The following is a 14,317-nucleotide window of genomic DNA, read 5'->3' on the forward strand; positions in this document are numbered from 1 at the left end:
GGCAGAAGGGCTGACCAGGGGCCGTCCACCGGGCTAAGGTGGGCGGCCCCCCGCGCCGCCGGTGCCCGCAGACCGTTGAGAGACGCCATGCCGCATCCCCTCCCCGCCACCGACGGCCTCGAAGACCTCCCCGGGGCCGACGCGACCTTCGCGGCCGTGTTCCGCGAGGCCCTCCGCCGACGCGGACTCCCGCTGGAACGCATCCGCGACCACCTGCGCGCCCAGCAGATATCCGTCAGCCTCGCCACGCTCAGCCACTGGCAGCGTGGCCGCAGCCAGCCCGAGAAGGCCCAGTCGCTGCGGGCCGTCGACGCCTTGGAACCGCTGCTCGATCTCCCCGCCGGGGCCCTGCGTTCGCTGCTAGGCCCGCACCGCCCCCGGGGCGGGGCCCGACCGCCCGACCCGGCCGCCGCCCGGGGGGTGTTCGGCGAGGACTCCGACGTCGAGCAGGCCCTCGGCGACGCCTTCGCCCACTTCAACGCCGGTCTGCGCGCGCTCACCGTCCAGGAGACGGTCTGCCTGGACGAGCACCGCGCCGTCCGCGAGACCTCGATCACCACGGTGGTGCAGGCCGTCCACGACGGCGTGGACCACCTCAGCATCGTCCACTTCCTGGACTCACCGAAGGCCGGAACGGCTGTCCTCACCGTCCCCGGCCGCCCCGCACCGCGCATCCGGTTCCTGGAGGAGCTGGGCTGTGTGGCGGCCGAGATCCCGCTAGGCCGCAGACTGGCCCGTACGGAGACGGCGGTCGTCGCCTACACGCTGCGCGCGGAGGGAGAGACCTCCTGGCAGCACGAGCGCCGCGTGACGGTCCCCCTGCGCGCGTACCTGCTGCACGTGCGCTTCCACCCCCGGGCGGTGCCCACCCACTGCTGGGGATACCGCCGCGAGCGGATCGGCGCCGACCCCAGCCACCGCCACCGCACGGCCCTGGACGACTTCCACACGACCCACCTCATGCCGACGCGGTGCGTACCGGGCGTGTACGGGATCGAGTGGACCTGGCCGGACTGAACGACGCGAGGCCCCACCGCGTGTGTGTGCGTGCGCGGTGGGGCCTCGCTGTACGGCTCCGATGGCTCAGCCGGTGCCGAAGCCCCCGGCCCGGACGCCCGCGACGAAGGCGCTGAACGCGGAGGCGGGGACGGCGAGGGCCGGGCCGCTCACGTTCTTGGAGTCGCGGACGGGGACGATGCCGTGCGGGGTGGCGAGGTTGGTGGCGACCTCGACGCACTGGCCGCCGTTGTCGCTGTACGAGGACGTGAACCAACGGGGGGTCTCGGTTGTCACTGGATGCCCTTTCGCAACTGCCTGAACATGTCTACGGACGCCGCCTGGGAGGGCGCTACCGCCTGCATCTGATGGTAGGCCGTCAGATGCGAAACCACCGAGCCGCTTTCACGCTCCAGATAGCCCTGCTGCGCGGACTCCGCGTACGACATCAGCGAGCGGTCGGGCATGGTCAGGATGGTGACCGGCAGATTGAACGGGCGGAGCTCGCCCATGTCGAACGTCGCCACCTGGATCACCGTGTTGGGCTGCTCGGCGAACTCGATCAGCCGGTCCATCTGCGCCTTCATGACCTCCGGTCCGCCGACCGGCCTGCGGATGCAGCTCTCGTCCAGCATCGCGAAGACCAGCGGAGGCTTCTCCCGGACGAGGGCCGCCTGGCGCTCCGCGACCAGCGCGACGCGCTCTTCCGCCTGGTCGGCGGTGATCGCCCGTCGCCTGACGGCGCTGTCCGCCAGGACCCTGGCGTACTCCGGCGTCTGGAGCAGCCCCGGCATGACGCCGACCTCGTACAGCCGGATCTCCGCCGCCCGGCGCTCGTAGGCGAGGAACTCCGGGAAGCCCTCCAGCAGGCTGCCGTGCTTGATCTGGCCCAGCTCGCGCTCGAACGACGCCTCGGTCCCGGTGAGCCCCAGCACCCGGTCCGTACTGCGCGAAAAGCGCAAGGTCGCGAGTTTACGACCAGTTTCCACCGACGAGATGTGCGTGCTGGAGTAGCCGTTGTGGTTCCCCAGCTCTTCCTGCGTCCAGCCCCGCTTCTGCCGTAAGTCGCGCAGACGTGCACCGTAGGCCGCCTGAGCGGAGCTTTCCGGGTTCAATTCCTTGACGTTCACGGACCTCGCCCCCAATCTTCCCTGCCGAATAGGCAGGTTGAATGACACCTCACGGTAGGTCACGCTGAATCGCCCCGGTAGTCATACGGCTACAGAGAGGAGCGATAGGTGTACGGCGAGAACGTTTGCCCGAACGCGCAGCAGCCGCCCGACCCCCCGGCCCCCGGCACGCTCATGGTGGACACCGCTCGCGGTGACCGTGTGGGTGAGTTCCGTGGGGTCGCCGGCCCCTACTGGTCGTTGCGGCCGGTGGGTGGCGGGGCCGAGTGGGAGGCCGAGCCGCACCGGGTCCGGCCCGCGCTCCTCATAGAGCAACTCCGGGCCAGGACGGCACGGCTCAACGCCCGCAGCCGGGGCGAGGTGCTGTGAACGCGACTCCCGCGCAGGTGCGTTGGTACGTCGCGGAGAGCCACGGCGGTGACGCGGCGCGGTCCGTCCGGCTCGGCGGGATCCTCACCCCGACGCGGCGGCTGGCCCTGCGGTGGCTGATGCGGCAGGCCCGGCGCTTCGCGGACGCGCTCGATCCGGACCCGTACGCCTCCTGGGTTCCGGCTCGTGCGCTGTACCCGGTCCCCTCCGGGGGCCGACGTGACGCGCCGGCCGAACTCCGGTGCTGGGCGGACAGTTTCCGGGAGCACGACTACGCGCTGGGGCGGCTCGCGGACGGGTTGCCGTACGAGTTCGTCGCCCGGGACGCCGCTGCCTGGTACGGGCTGGTCATGCGCCCCCTGGCCGCCGTCGCCCGTACCTCTGTCCCTCTCTCTTCTCACTGGCAAGGATGAGCGCCATGTTGCAGTGCACTGCCTTCACCGAACTCCCCGAGATGGGTGCGCGCGTGGCGCTCATGGGCCTGGCGGACGGGCCGGGGCAGGCGTCGGAAGCACCCGATCTGGACGACTTCCTGCTCTGTGAACTCGGCGAGCACGACGAAGGGGTCGAGCACGCGGCCCAGCTCTGGTCGGCCTCGGCCCGGGCCGGGCGGGACCTGTGGATGTTCTGGACCGACGGCGACGGTCGCCGAAAGTTCCGCTTCACCGAGTTGCTGCCGTGCCCGGCAGTCATCCACCGGCTGTCCGTCAAGGACGGGGACGCCTGCGTGCTGTACGACCGGCACCCGGCCGCGCATTCCTGGGACGTGAAGGATCCGCTCGCCGATCTGATGGCGGAGCGGATCCGGGAGGACGTACGCCGCGACCGTGACGGCGGCGGCGGGCCGGACACTCCCTGACGGCGCTTGCGGCCGACGGCGTTCCGAAGGCCGCCGGTCAGGTCAGTTGAGGCAGAACTCGTTGTCCTCGGGGTCCGCCATGAGGACCCAGCTCCCGCCCTGCTCGTCGTACGTGCGCAGCACCCGCGCACCCAGCCCCACCAGCCGTTCCTCCTCCGTGTCCCGCTGCCCCGGCGCGGAGTGCACATCGATGTGGAGCCGGTTCTTCACTGTCTTCGGTTCCGGTACCCGCTGGAACAGCAGCCGCCGCCCCTGTCCCGTACCGCTGACCTCGTCGTACGGGTCGTCCGGATGCCGGGCCGCCGCGAGGTCGAGCCAGGCGCGGCGGCCGTGGGCGTGGGTCGTGATGGCCTCCGGTACGGCTCCGGCGGCCAGCAGTTGCTCGACCAGCGGGCTGTTGTCCTCGACGAGATAGCCCAGGGCCGCCGCCCAGAATCCGGCCTGTGCGTGCGGGTCGGCGCTGTCGATCACGAGCTTCCAGGACAGTGTCTGTGTCATGGAAACCGTTTATAGTGGTTACATGAGTGAAAGGGCAACAGACGCGCCGGAGGAACCCCAGCGGTCCGAGCGGTCCGAGCGATCCGAAGGGCCGCAATGGTCCGAGCGGTCGGGACGGCAGGAGCCTTCTGGGCTGTTGCTGCGGCATCCGGACGGCAGTTCGTTCCGGTTCGATCCGGGCGCGCTCTGTCTGGAGCTCCTGCCGACCGGGGGCCCGGGCGCTTTGGCGTACTTCGAGGTGCTGCACGAGCCGGCCGACCTGGTGCGCTGGGCGGAGGAGAGCCGGCTGCCGGACGGGCTCGGTCCGGGCGGCGGACCCGGACCCGGTCCCGGTCCCGGACCGCGCCCGTCGCTCGTCGTGAGCGCGGGGGAGGTGGCGGACGCGCGTGTTCTGCGCGATGCGCTGTGGCGGCTGGCGGAGGGCCACGTGGGCGGAGGGCCGCCCGACCCGGACGACCTCGCCACCCTCAACGGCGCGGCGGCGCACCCGCCCCTGACGGCCCGGCTCACCCCGGGCGGGGGCCGGGAGTGGGCTCCCGGGGGCACCGGGACCGGGCTGCTGTCCTCCGTCGCCCGCGACGCGGTCGAGCTGTTCACCGGGGCGTTCGCCCACCGGATCCGTACGTGCGGCGCGCACGGCTGCCGCCTGCTGTTCGTCGACACCTCCCGCCCCGGCCGCCGCCGTTGGTGCTCGATGGAGCGCTGCGGCAACCGCCACAAGGTCCGCGCCCACCGTGCCCGGCTCGCCGCCGACGAGGAGTGAAGGGCGCTCTGCCGCCATCCTGTGGTCGATGCCGACTATCTCTGTGCATGGGTCACGGAAATCTATGCCCGCCGGAGTAGACATTGGTGGGTGTGGTGGCTATGGTTTCTCTTGTAGCCCAGAGAGACAGAAGGGCCCGGCAGAGACGAACTGCCGGGCAGCAGTACACGAAGGTGCCGTTCGCGGCACAGTGCGGTGGCGGAGTTTCGAAGCCAGGGTTGTTGCAGGACGGCGACGGGACTGGCGACCGCACTGGGTGGCCCGCAGTGATCAGGGGCCGCCGTCAGCAGGACCGCGGTTCACGCGGGAGCAGCACAGCAATACCAGCAGTGCAGCAATACCGGCAGTACAGCATCACCAGCAGTAGGCAAGTGATTGATCCCAGAGGGAAGAACGGAGGAGCGAGGCGCCATCAGGATCGCCCGGGCGGAGTCGTGAGCCCGGGTACCGCAGGACATCGATAGTGAGGTGGTCTCCGGTCAAGCAACCGCGATCCCCGCAACCCCGGCGAATCTCAGGCCGGGTCGGCGGAAACACAGGGCCGGCGGAGTAACAGGGCCGGCAGATGGTGTAGCAGTTCCTTCGGGGCCCGAGTGCCGTACGGCACTCGGGCCCCTCCACGCGTTCAACAGAGAGGTGCAAATGACAGCAGGCGAATCGTTCGGACGTCTCGATGACGACGACTATCCCGCCTACACCATGGGCCGGGCCGCCGAGATGCTCGGTACCACGCAGGGCTTCCTCCGAGCTATCGGAGAGGCCCGCCTGATCACCCCGCTGCGTTCCGAGGGCGGGCACCGTCGCTACTCCCGGTACCAGCTGCGCATGGCCGCACGGGCCCGGGAGCTCGTCGACCAGGGGACCCCCATCGAGGCTGCCTGCCGCATCGTCATCCTCGAAGACCAGCTTGAGGAAGCCCAGCGCATCAACGCCGAATACCGCGCCGCCGCATCGGAGAAACCGACGACCGCAGGCTGAGGTGGCGTCGCCGCCCGGCCCTGATCCGTGTCGGGGCCGGGGGCGCCGAACCGGTTCCGGTCTGCCGCCCGGGCGATACCGGCGGGCCGCACCCGACCGGTCGGTCCGCGAAGGACGCGCCCAGCGGTCAGCCGGCCTGCCGCTTCCCGGTGGACCCGGGCGCCTTGCCCGGGACCTGTCCGGCCTCGTCGACGATGGCGTGCGCGATCTCGGCGGTGCTGTGGAGGAGGGCCCCGGCCTTCGCGTACGGGGCGTCCTTCGTCCGGTAGGTGCGGGAGCCGAGGTAGGAGTAGCTGTCCTTGTCGAAGACCCATTCGGTGCGGTTGCCGTGCTTGGTGTCCTCGCGGGCGATGCCGAGGCCCATGCGGCCTATGGCGTCCTTGGCGTCCGGCGCCTCCGTGACGCCCGGGATGTTCGCCGCCGCGCGGTAGAGGGCCGCGGCCGTCTTCGGCGGCAGCACCCCGCCGAGCAGGACGCCGATCTGCTCGAAGACGATCTGGTCGGTTTCCTGGTCGGCGTCCTTCTGGACGTGAGTACGGAGGTAGGCCAGAAGTTCGTCCGGGTCGGTGGGCAGCGAGGCGAGCCAGTGGTAAGTGGGGCGGGACAGCCCGGCGGGGGTGCCCTGGTCGTCCCCGAGCTGGGCGTTGCTGACCTGGTCCTTGCCATTGACCCGGGTCAGCCCGGTCTTCTTGAGGGGACGCGGGTCCTGCGGCGCCCAGCCCTCCGTCTCGGTCAGCGGGCTCAGTACGGCCTTGCCACTGCCGATCTCTGCCTCCCGGACCTTGGAACGGGTATAGAGGAACTGGTCGTCCCGTACGACGGGCGCCTCACTCGTGAGGGCGACGGTCGAGAGGCGGTGGAGAAGGCCGTCCGTGCCCTGGGTGGCCGTCGCCCCAGTCGTCCGGTCGTCGTCGCCGGTGCCGAGGGCGAGACCGCCCGCGAGGATTCCGGCCAGTGCCATCGCCGACACGGGGACGAGGAGGGCGGGGCGCAGGAGCCGGCCGGTGGGGCGGCGCGCGGGCTGAGCCGGACTGTCAGGACGGGAGTCGGCGTCGATGCGGTTCATCAGGAGTTCCTTCTGGTGACGGAATCGCTCGGGCGACAGGTCCTCGGTCACCGGAGGGGGAAGCAGCCGGGCCAGGTGCCGGGCTTCACCGTCGTTCCTGTTCTCAGGAGAGGCGGCGTCTTCGCGGTTCATGGGGTTTCCTTCCGCACAGGCTGGGTCGCGATTGCGGCTGTATTCCTTACCTCTCCGTGGACCCCGGCGGGTTCCAGGTTTCTTCGCGGGCGTTCCGCGCGCTCCGTCTGTTCCGCGCGCTCCGCCTGTTCGGCGCCTTCCGCCTGTTCCGCGATCCGGGCGAGTTTCCTGCGGGCGCGGGAGAGACGGGAGCGCACCGTGCCCACCGGGATGCCGAGCGCGTCGGCGGTCTGCTCGTAGTCGAGTCCGGACCACACGCACAGGGAGAGCACCTCCCTCTCCTGGCGCCGCAGTTGACCCAACGCAGCCGAGACGGCGCGCAGGCGGCTCCGGTCGTCCAGCCGGGACGCCGCCTCCGCCGAGAAGTCCGCCACGGGGGCGGGCGGTGGCTGACGGGCCAGGAAGGCCAGCCGCCGCCGCAGCCCTCGCCGGGTGTTCTCACACTTGTGCGTGGCGATGCCGAGGAGCCAGGGCAGCGCGGAACCCCGGCCTTCCTCCAACTGCTCTCTGCCCTGCCAGGCGGCCAGGAAGGTCTCCGCCATGATGTCCTCGGCGGTCGACCAGTCACCTGTCAGCCGCAGCGCGTGACGGTAGACGGCCTGGGCGTGGCTTTCGTACAACTCGGCGAAGGCTTCGCGGTCCCCCGCGTGCAGGCGCCGGCGCATCTCGTTCTCGGCGGTCTCCGAGGTCTCGACGGTCTCCGAGGTCTCTGATTCTGGTAGTTCCCTCACACCCGGTATCTCTCCGCGGCCTCGCGCCCGTTCCAGTGACCCGCGCCACAGCCTCTCGCGGCAGCGGCAGCGGCAGCCGGTGGGCGACGGGGCTGACGTGGTGTCCGCCCGGAAGATCGTACGGGCCGCGCGAGGCTCCATATCTATGGCCGCGAGACGAGAATTAAATGTTTCGCGCGGACAGTGTGTTTAGCGCAGCGAATAGAGTGGAGCATTTGACTGTACGCGGAGTCGTCCTCGCATGCTACTGTCGATCTCAGTTGCAGTCGTGGTTCCCAAAAACTTCGACGCTTTCGGCGGCAATTTTGAGCCGCAGGAAGCGTTTCGTATTTCCGGTCGTTCTCCGGTCGGGCATCATCGCGGCGACCCGGTACCCGTGGATTGCGGGTCCCGGCGTACTGCCCCCCCCCGAAGGAGATATGACATGGCGTCCGGCACAGTGAAGTGGTTCAACGCGGCCAAGGGTTTCGGATTCATCGAGCAGGACGGCGGCGGCGCCGATGTGTTCGCCCACTTCTCGAACATTGCGGCCCAGGGCTTCCGTGAGCTGCTCGAAGGCCAGAAGGTGACCTTCGATATCGCGACGGGCCAGAAGGGTCCGACGGCCGAGAACATCGTTCCCGTCTGAAGCTGACACGTACTTCGTAGCTGGGGCCCGCATCCCTCGGGGTGCGGGCCCCAGCTACGGGCATTCCCGCGTGGCGTCGCCCATTCCACCGCCTGCACGTGCGCCCGCTGCGCCGCAGGTCGGATCTTATTCCGCATTTCGTTCGGTCCGTTTCTTGCGATTCCCCGCGCTGTTCCATTGCTGCGAGAATTCCTTGATGCGTACCGTGTCAAGGAAGGTTCTGAATGAACCCCGCACGTACGAACAACCGCGCCTCACGTGCCCGCAGCCGTACGGGCAGCCCCACTTTCGGCTCCGACGCCGGTGCGCACCGGAGTAACCGCTCCGGCTCACCGGCGCCGCGCCGTTCCGCAGGGCCGAGCCGCCAGGGCGGCCACGGTCGGCGGCCCGCGGCGGCCCAGGGCGAGTTCGCCCTGCCGAAGACCGTCACCCCCGCGCTGCCCGCCGTAGAGGCGTTCGCCGATCTCGACATGCCCGAGGGGCTGCTGGCCTCGCTCACCGCACAGGGCATGCGCGTCCCGTTCCCGATCCAGGGCGCGACCCTGCCCAACACCCTCGTGGGCCGTGACGTCCTCGGCCGCGGGCGCACCGGCTCGGGCAAGACCCTCGCCTTCGGCCTGGCCCTGCTGGCCCGCACGGCCGGACAGCGCGCCGAGGCCGGTCAGCCGCTGGCACTGGTCCTCGTGCCGACGCGTGAGCTGGCACAGCAGGTGACGGACGCTCTCACGCCCTACGCCCGCTCGGTCAGGCTGCGTCTGACCACCGTCGTCGGCGGAATGCCGATCGGCAGGCAGGTCAACGCACTGCGGCGTGGCGCGGAAGTCGTCGTCGCGACACCGGGGCGCCTCAAGGACCTCATCGACCGGGGCGACTGCCGGCTGGACCAGGTCGCGATCACGGTCCTGGACGAGGCCGACCAGATGGCCGACATGGGGTTCATGCCCCAGGTCACCGCGCTCCTGGACCAGGTGCGCCCCGAGGGCCAGCGGATGCTGTTCTCCGCCACCCTCGACCGCAACGTCGATCTTCTGGTCCGCCGCTACCTCACCGACCCGGTGGTCCACTCCGTCGACCCGTCCGCAGGCGCGGTCACCACGATGGAGCACCACGTCCTGCACGTCCAGGGCGCCGACAAGCACCGGTCGACGATCCGCATCGCGGCGCGCGAAGGCCGGGTGATCATGTTCCTGGACACCAAGCACGCCGTCGACCGGCTGACGCAGGACCTGCTGAACAACGGGGTACGGGCCGCCGCCCTGCACGGCGGGAAGTCGCAGCCGCAGCGCACCCGCACCCTGGCCCAGTTCAAGACCGGCCACGTCACCGTGCTCGTCACGACGAACGTCGCGGCACGCGGCATCCACGTCGACAACCTCGACCTCGTCGTCAACGTCGACCCGCCGACCGACCACAAGGACTACCTGCACCGGGGCGGACGCACCGCGCGCGCCGGTGAGTCCGGCAGCGTCGTCACCCTGGTCACCCCCAACCAGCGCCGCGACATGACCCGGCTCATGGCAGCCGCGGGCATCGTTCCCCGGACCACCCCGGTCCACTCCGGGGAAGAGGAGCTCAGCCTGATCACCGGCGCCCGGACACCCTCCGGCATCCCCGTGACGATCACCGCGCCGGTGGCCGCGCGCCGTGAACGCAGCCGCAACACCGGCTCCCGCGGCCGACGCAGCCCTGCCTCGGCCGCACGGCGCGTGGGCGCGCAGCAGTCCGCCTTCGACGCGGCGGCCTGAGCACGGTCCCGTAGACGCCGCGGCCTCGAAACAGCCGACCGAGGCCGCGGCCGACGGCTCGTCGTCGCGCCGGTCGTCGCGACGGCTCGTCATCGTGCCGGTCGTCGACGAGCACGGCAGCGCGCCCGCCGGGCCCTCTCGCCCCGCCGAGCCGACCCCCTCCCGGCAGCACCGTCCCCTTCCACTCCCTGTGAGGCACCATGCGCTGCGTCATCGCCCGCTTCCCGTTCGACCTCACCAAGAGCGGCGTCCTGGAAACCATGAGGGGCGTCAAGCCCGAACAGGTCATCGGCGCGTCCGTGATCATCGGCCGCCGGACCTACCCGATCAAGCAGGTCGGGCAGGTCCTCACCCGTCAGGACCGCCGCGACTTCAGCGCCGGTGAAGTCCTCCGGGCCATGACACGGCTCGGCTTCACCTGCCCCGGCCTCCCGCGCAGCGCCGCGCCCCAGCGCGCCGTCGGCGCGTTCCGACAGGCTTCCACCCTGCTCGGCGCTCCTGCCGCTGCCTGACCGGCGGGCAGGCGCGGGCCGCCACCAGAACGAACCGCGAGCCCACCGCCGGAAAACAGTGAGGGCCCGACCGGCGGACGCCGGCCGGGCCCTCGCCGCGTGCCGAGAGGTCAGCGGTCAGCGCGCGGCGGTGTGCTCTCAGTGGTCGGAGTAGCTGAAGTCGCCCATGGTCCAGGCGCTGACGTCATCGATCGCCACGCGGTACATCCCGCCCGTCTCCGGGATCCCCACCGTGCCCTGCAGAATCCGCGCCACATGGAAGTGCAGATGCGTGGGAGCCTTCTCCCCGGGTGCCGGGGCGGTGAAGGCGGCGGAGAACTCGCTCAGCTGGGCCGAGTCGGCCAGGACCTCCGACACCCGCTGCCTCCAGGCTGCTTCGGGAGCCAGTCGCCCCGTGATGACAGCACCACCGGCGACCACGGTCAGGGTCATCTGATTGCTGTGCCCGGACTCCACCAGGGCAGCGATATCAACAAGCAGTTCGTCAGGCTTCGACATGGGCCCAATCCTATGCACCGCTGTCCGGCCGGTTCGAGGGGTGTGCCGTCACCGGCGTCCACAGCGCCGGGTCAGTGCGCCTGGGCCCGGCGCGGTGGGAGGCCGGCGCAGGCGGGGCAGGTGTGCCGGTCGATCGCGGCCAGCAGGCGGGCGGCAGCCGTGCGCACGGTCCGCGCCGAGGAAGGGTCCCCGGCCTCGGGCAGGCCGGGCGGGCCGGGCGCGGCGCCCAGCCGGGCGGCCGTGGAGCGGCCCGCCGCCACCGCGTCGTGCGCGGCGCGGGTCCAGGCGGGGTGCTCGGGGTTGCCGGCCGCCAGGATCGTGGCGAGCAGGTCCAGGACGCCCGCCCGGTCCCTGACCGTGTCCGTCGCCGCCAGCTCCCAGAGGAACGGGACCGCCGCCGCCGTCGAGTCGAAGACGGGCGGGGTGCCGATCCAGCGCTCCAGATCACTCAGCGCCTCGTCCGAGGTCGGCGCGTCACCCCAGGCGATCCGCGACAGCACACCGGGAACCTGGGACGCGGAGCCGTACGCGTGCTGCAACTCGTGCCACCGCACGTTCCTCATGGCCCCCAGGACAGTCCCCATCCGGGCACTCAATCAGCCTTTACCGCACGGCGTCCACCATGCCGGGGGACCGTTCCGCGGACCGGCCCGTTCCGTGGAGCCGACGCAGGTACTCCCGTACGGAACGGGCGTCGTCCGCCGGAGCGACCAGGCCCACGTGGTGGTCGGGGCGGACGACCACGACGGTGCCCGCGCCGGTACGACCGGAGGCTTCCGTTCCGTACGCGGCGGCCGCGTGGCCCGCATCGTCGACCACCGCTCCCGGCTCCACCACGTCCGGCTCCGAGCCCCCGGCCCGGTCCTCGTGCGCCGCGTACACCCGGCAGACCCGCACCCCGGCGTCGCCGTACGCGTCCGCCGTCCCGCGCAGGAGCGCCGCGCTCCCCGGGCCGAAACCGAGGACCGTGGTGCGGGGGCCCGCGAAGACGCGGTGAAGCCGGGTCCGTACCCCGGTCGTGGCGTCGGCACAGGGGGCGTCCGGGGCGCGGTCACCGGCGCGCGGGCCGGGCCTGTCGGCCTCCGCCTCCCGGCCCCCGACGGCCAGGGAGCTCCAGCGGTAGCCGACACCCAGGCCGGTGGTGTCGGCGGTGAACGCCGCGTCCAGGCCGCCGCCGGGGCGACGGATCGCCTCCAGGGTGGCCCGCAGCCGCTCCGATGTGAGGTCCAGGGTCCGGGCGGCCACCGGAAGCCGCTCCTCCTCATAGGTGTCCAGCAGCTGCGGGTCCGCGTGACCGGCGAGCACCAGCCCCAGCTTCCAGCCCAGGTTGAACGCGTCCTGGATGCCGGTGTTCATCCCGAGGCCGCCCGCGATGGCGTGCACGTGCGCCGCGTCGCCCGCGAGGAGGACCCGCCCGGCCCGGTACCGGTCCGCCATCCGTACGTTGACCCGGTACGTCGACAGCAGCTCCGCCCGCGCCAGGGCCGGGCCGGGCAGGGCGGTGTGGTGGGCGAGCAGCCGCCTGAACCCGTCGACGGTGGGCGCGAGCGGCCGTCCCCGGCCGTCCCGCTCGGGCCCGGCCTGGAACCACCAGCCCGTCCGCGTGCCGGGAATCGGGCAGAGCATCACCGCGCCGTCCTCGTCGAACCACTGGTGCCAGCGGGTGCGGTCCAGGGCACCCTCGGCCAGGTCGACATCGCCGCAGACCATCACCTGGTCCTCGTCGGTGGTCCCCTCGAACCCGATCCCGAGCAGCTTCCGTACGGAGCTGTGCGCGCCGTCGCAGCCGACGACGTACCGGGCCCGCCCGGCCGGCCCATCGGCGTACGTGACGTCGACATGGCCCCCGTCGCCTCCGTCGCCCTCGCCCCGTCCCTGCGTCAGACCCACGACCTCGCGGCCCGGCTCGACGCGGACGCCGTACCCGGCCAGCCGGTCGCGGAGGATCCCCTCCAGCCGCCACTGGGCGATCAGCCACCCCCGGTCGTAGGGGGCGTCCGGGGACGGCGCGGCGTCCGCCCACGGATCGGCCTCCGCGACCGGGAGGCGATCGCGGTACTTGAGCATCGGCAGCGGGGCCGAACCGGCGGCGAGCACCTCCTCGACCACTCCGAGATCGTCCAGGATCTCCAGCGAGCGGGGGTTGGGGCCCTTGGCGCGCGAGGTGCGCGGCGGGGCGGGGGACCGGTCCACGATCCGTACGGCCGCGCCGCGCCGGGCCAGGTCGCAGGCCAGCACCAGCCCGGTGGGTCCCGCTCCCACGATGAGTACGTCGGTCATGCCCATGCCTCTCCTTCGGCCACGCTTCCCGTTCATCCGGAACCAGGGAAACGTAACCGAGTAAGAAAAGCAACTAGGTAACCTTTTGCTCCGTGGGGTCCGGGGCCGAGGGTGAGGATGGGGAGCCCGGGGATGTGGCCCCGGGTGCGGTGGCCGCTGTCGCCAGCAGCTTCAGGGCGAGCGCCCGGTTGCGTCGGGCGGTCCGCAGCGCGTCCCAGGTCAGCAGCGACAGCGCCAGCCAGACCAGGGCGAACCCGGCCCACCGCTCGGGCGGCATCGACTCGTTGAAGTACAGGACGCCCAGCCCGAACTGGAAGACCGGGGCCAGATACTGGAGCAGCCCCAGCGTGGAGAGCGGCACCCGGACCGCCGCCGCACCGAAGCAGATCAGCGGCACCGCCGTGACGATGCCCGTCGCGGCGAGCAGGAACCCGTGCCCCGCGCCCCCGGTCGTGAACGTCGACCCGCCGGTGGCGGCGAGCCAGAGCAGGAAGCCGAGCGCGGGCACGAAGAGCACGGCGGTCTCGGCGGCCAGCGACTCCAGGCCGCCCATGTTGACCTTCTTCTTCACCAGGCCGTACGTGGCGAACGAGAACGCCAGCACCAGCGAGACCCAGGGCGGCTTGCCGTACCCGATCGCCAGGACGAGGACGGCGACCAGCCCTGTGGCGACCGCGGCCCACTGGACCGGCCGCAGCCGTTCGCCCAGCAGCAGGACGCCCATGGCGATGGTGACCAGCGGATTGATGAAGTAGCCGAGCGAGGCCTCGACGACCTGGCCGTTGTTCACGGCCCAGATGTAGAGACCCCAGTTGACGGTGATGGTCGCCGCGGCGACCGATATCAGGCTCAGCTTCCGCCGGTCGCGGACCAGTTCGCCGATCCAGGCCCAGCGGCGTACGACCAGCAGGGCGACGGCGACGACGCCGAGAGACCAGACCATCCGGTGCGCGAGGATCTCGATCGCCCCGGACGGCTTGAGCAGCGGCCAGAACAGCGGGACCAGGCCCCACATCCCGTACGCGCCGATTCCGTACAGCAGGCCTGCCCGCTGTTCGTTCTTCCCCTCCACGTGCCCTCCCGGCCCGGCCGCGTCGGCGGATCCGCCGACGGCACGACGGTAGCGCCGGAA

The 14,317-nt window shown here is 71.5% G+C and carries 18 protein-coding genes; 9 read left to right on the forward strand and 9 right to left on the reverse strand.

What is annotated here, in order from left to right; translation table 11 throughout:
* Nucleotides 1-87: 87 nt before the first annotated feature.
* Nucleotides 88-1,017 carry a hypothetical protein gene (locus tag ACH4KB_RS10455; RefSeq protein ID WP_398065520.1) on the forward strand — a complete coding sequence of 310 codons (930 nt, stop codon included), beginning with the start codon at nt 88-90 and terminating at the stop codon, nt 1,015-1,017.
* A 66-nt stretch (nt 1,018-1,083) separates the two neighbouring features.
* Here the strand turns inward: ACH4KB_RS10455 and ACH4KB_RS10460 are convergent, their stop codons facing one another.
* Nucleotides 1,084-1,293, reverse strand: coding sequence for a DUF397 domain-containing protein (locus ACH4KB_RS10460; protein ID WP_398065522.1), 210 nt, complete (start codon nt 1,291-1,293; stop codon nt 1,084-1,086).
* On the reverse strand, nt 1,290-2,126 hold the full coding sequence (locus ACH4KB_RS10465) for a Scr1 family TA system antitoxin-like transcriptional regulator (protein ID WP_398065524.1): 837 nt from the start codon (nt 2,124-2,126) through the stop codon (nt 1,290-1,292). Before ACH4KB_RS10465 ends, ACH4KB_RS10460 begins: the two co-directional genes overlap by 4 nt.
* Nucleotides 2,127-2,234: 108 nt before the next feature.
* Between ACH4KB_RS10465 and ACH4KB_RS10470 the strand changes: the two genes are divergently transcribed.
* From ACH4KB_RS10470 to ACH4KB_RS10480, 3 genes are read left to right on the forward strand one after another with little or no spacing between them, the layout of a single operon-like run.
* Nucleotides 2,235-2,495 (forward strand): hypothetical protein, encoded by a 261-nt coding sequence (locus tag ACH4KB_RS10470; RefSeq protein ID WP_365542815.1) that lies wholly within the window; start codon nt 2,235-2,237, stop codon nt 2,493-2,495.
* The gene (locus tag ACH4KB_RS10475; protein WP_398065526.1) at nt 2,492-2,908 is read left to right on the forward strand and encodes a hypothetical protein; all 417 of its coding nucleotides are present in this window, start codon (nt 2,492-2,494) and stop codon (nt 2,906-2,908) included. Before ACH4KB_RS10470 ends, ACH4KB_RS10475 begins: the two co-directional genes overlap by 4 nt.
* Before the next feature lie 5 nt (nt 2,909-2,913).
* On the forward strand, nt 2,914-3,354 hold the full coding sequence (locus ACH4KB_RS10480; protein ID WP_398065528.1) for a hypothetical protein: 441 nt from the start codon (nt 2,914-2,916) through the stop codon (nt 3,352-3,354).
* Nucleotides 3,355-3,396: 42 nt separating this feature from the next.
* On the opposite strand, the gene ACH4KB_RS10485 is transcribed toward ACH4KB_RS10480, so the two are convergent.
* Nucleotides 3,397-3,852, reverse strand: coding sequence for a VOC family protein (locus tag ACH4KB_RS10485; protein ID WP_398065530.1), 456 nt, complete (start codon nt 3,850-3,852; stop codon nt 3,397-3,399).
* Between the two features lie 136 nt (nt 3,853-3,988).
* Here ACH4KB_RS10485 and ACH4KB_RS10490 point away from each other — a divergent pair, with 136 nt between their 5' ends.
* Both ACH4KB_RS10490 and ACH4KB_RS10495 read left to right on the forward strand, forming a co-directional pair.
* Nucleotides 3,989-4,615, forward strand: a complete 627-nt coding sequence (locus tag ACH4KB_RS10490) for a CGNR zinc finger domain-containing protein (RefSeq protein ID WP_398065638.1) — start codon at nt 3,989-3,991, stop codon at nt 4,613-4,615.
* A gap of 642 nt (nt 4,616-5,257) precedes the next feature.
* Nucleotides 5,258-5,593 carry a MerR family transcriptional regulator gene (locus tag ACH4KB_RS10495; protein ID WP_097868456.1) on the forward strand — a complete coding sequence of 112 codons (336 nt, stop codon included), beginning with the start codon at nt 5,258-5,260 and terminating at the stop codon, nt 5,591-5,593.
* Nucleotides 5,594-5,720: 127 nt separating this feature from the next.
* Here the strand turns inward: ACH4KB_RS10495 and ACH4KB_RS10500 are convergent, their stop codons facing one another.
* Together ACH4KB_RS10500 and ACH4KB_RS10505 are read right to left on the reverse strand one after the other, a co-directional pair.
* Complete coding sequence (locus ACH4KB_RS10500) at nt 5,721-6,791, reverse strand: CU044_5270 family protein (RefSeq protein ID WP_398065532.1); 1,071 nt, start codon at nt 6,789-6,791, stop codon at nt 5,721-5,723.
* Nucleotides 6,788-7,456, reverse strand: a complete 669-nt coding sequence (locus ACH4KB_RS10505; RefSeq protein ID WP_398065639.1) for an RNA polymerase sigma factor — start codon at nt 7,454-7,456, stop codon at nt 6,788-6,790. Before ACH4KB_RS10505 ends, ACH4KB_RS10500 begins: the two co-directional genes overlap by 4 nt.
* Nucleotides 7,457-7,946: 490 nt before the next feature.
* Between ACH4KB_RS10505 and ACH4KB_RS10510 the strand changes: the two genes are divergently transcribed.
* The 3 genes from ACH4KB_RS10510 (at nt 7,947) to ACH4KB_RS10520 (ending at nt 10,407) form a co-directional block, all read left to right on the forward strand.
* A complete protein-coding gene (locus ACH4KB_RS10510) occupies nt 7,947-8,150 on the forward strand; it encodes a cold-shock protein (protein WP_097868454.1) in 204 nt (67 codons plus the stop codon).
* 224 nt (nt 8,151-8,374) lie between these two features.
* A complete protein-coding gene (locus ACH4KB_RS10515; RefSeq protein WP_398065534.1) occupies nt 8,375-9,895 on the forward strand; it encodes a DEAD/DEAH box helicase in 1,521 nt (506 codons plus the stop codon).
* 200 nt (nt 9,896-10,095) lie between these two features.
* Nucleotides 10,096-10,407 (forward strand): SCO5918 family protein, encoded by a 312-nt coding sequence (locus ACH4KB_RS10520; RefSeq protein ID WP_398065536.1) that lies wholly within the window; start codon nt 10,096-10,098, stop codon nt 10,405-10,407.
* Nucleotides 10,408-10,545: 138 nt separating this feature from the next.
* Here the strand turns inward: ACH4KB_RS10520 and ACH4KB_RS10525 are convergent, their stop codons facing one another.
* From ACH4KB_RS10525 to rarD, 4 genes are all read right to left on the reverse strand, one after another.
* Nucleotides 10,546-10,905 carry a hypothetical protein gene (locus ACH4KB_RS10525; RefSeq protein ID WP_398065538.1) on the reverse strand — a complete coding sequence of 120 codons (360 nt, stop codon included), beginning with the start codon at nt 10,903-10,905 and terminating at the stop codon, nt 10,546-10,548.
* A 71-nt stretch (nt 10,906-10,976) separates the two neighbouring features.
* Nucleotides 10,977-11,489 (reverse strand): hypothetical protein, encoded by a 513-nt coding sequence (locus tag ACH4KB_RS10530; RefSeq protein WP_398065540.1) that lies wholly within the window; start codon nt 11,487-11,489, stop codon nt 10,977-10,979.
* Between the two features lie 19 nt (nt 11,490-11,508).
* Complete coding sequence (locus ACH4KB_RS10535; RefSeq protein WP_398065542.1) at nt 11,509-13,191, reverse strand: FAD-dependent monooxygenase; 1,683 nt, start codon at nt 13,189-13,191, stop codon at nt 11,509-11,511.
* Nucleotides 13,192-13,258: 67 nt separating this feature from the next.
* Nucleotides 13,259-14,257, reverse strand: coding sequence for an EamA family transporter RarD (gene rarD, locus ACH4KB_RS10540; protein ID WP_398065544.1), 999 nt, complete (start codon nt 14,255-14,257; stop codon nt 13,259-13,261).
* Between the last annotated feature and the right edge of the window lie 60 nt (nt 14,258-14,317).

It is taken from the genome of Streptomyces sp. NPDC017520 (genome assembly GCF_044329855.1).
Lineage (GTDB): Bacteria > Actinomycetota > Actinomycetes > Streptomycetales > Streptomycetaceae > Streptomyces.

Excerpts from the sequence above, each read along its gene's own strand:
- ACH4KB_RS10455 (WP_398065520.1), top strand. The coding sequence starts at position 88 with ATGCCGCATCCCCTCCCCGCCACCGACGGCCTCGAAGACCTCCCCGGG.
- ACH4KB_RS10480 (WP_398065528.1), top strand. The coding sequence starts at position 2,914 with ATGTTGCAGTGCACTGCCTTCACCGAACTCCCCGAGATGGGTGCGCGC.
- ACH4KB_RS10485 (WP_398065530.1), bottom strand. The coding sequence starts at position 3,852 with ATGACACAGACACTGTCCTGGAAGCTCGTGATCGACAGCGCCGACCCG.
- ACH4KB_RS10495 (WP_097868456.1), top strand. The coding sequence starts at position 5,258 with ATGACAGCAGGCGAATCGTTCGGACGTCTCGATGACGACGACTATCCC.
- ACH4KB_RS10500 (WP_398065532.1), bottom strand. The coding sequence starts at position 6,791 with ATGAACCGCGAAGACGCCGCCTCTCCTGAGAACAGGAACGACGGTGAA.
- ACH4KB_RS10505 (WP_398065639.1), bottom strand. The coding sequence starts at position 7,456 with ATGCGCCGGCGCCTGCACGCGGGGGACCGCGAAGCCTTCGCCGAGTTG.
- ACH4KB_RS10510 (WP_097868454.1), top strand. The coding sequence starts at position 7,947 with ATGGCGTCCGGCACAGTGAAGTGGTTCAACGCGGCCAAGGGTTTCGGA.
- ACH4KB_RS10515 (WP_398065534.1), top strand. The coding sequence starts at position 8,375 with ATGAACCCCGCACGTACGAACAACCGCGCCTCACGTGCCCGCAGCCGT.
- ACH4KB_RS10520 (WP_398065536.1), top strand. The coding sequence starts at position 10,096 with ATGCGCTGCGTCATCGCCCGCTTCCCGTTCGACCTCACCAAGAGCGGC.
- ACH4KB_RS10525 (WP_398065538.1), bottom strand. The coding sequence starts at position 10,905 with ATGTCGAAGCCTGACGAACTGCTTGTTGATATCGCTGCCCTGGTGGAG.
- ACH4KB_RS10530 (WP_398065540.1), bottom strand. The coding sequence starts at position 11,489 with ATGGGGACTGTCCTGGGGGCCATGAGGAACGTGCGGTGGCACGAGTTG.
- ACH4KB_RS10535 (WP_398065542.1), bottom strand. The coding sequence starts at position 13,191 with ATGGGCATGACCGACGTACTCATCGTGGGAGCGGGACCCACCGGGCTG.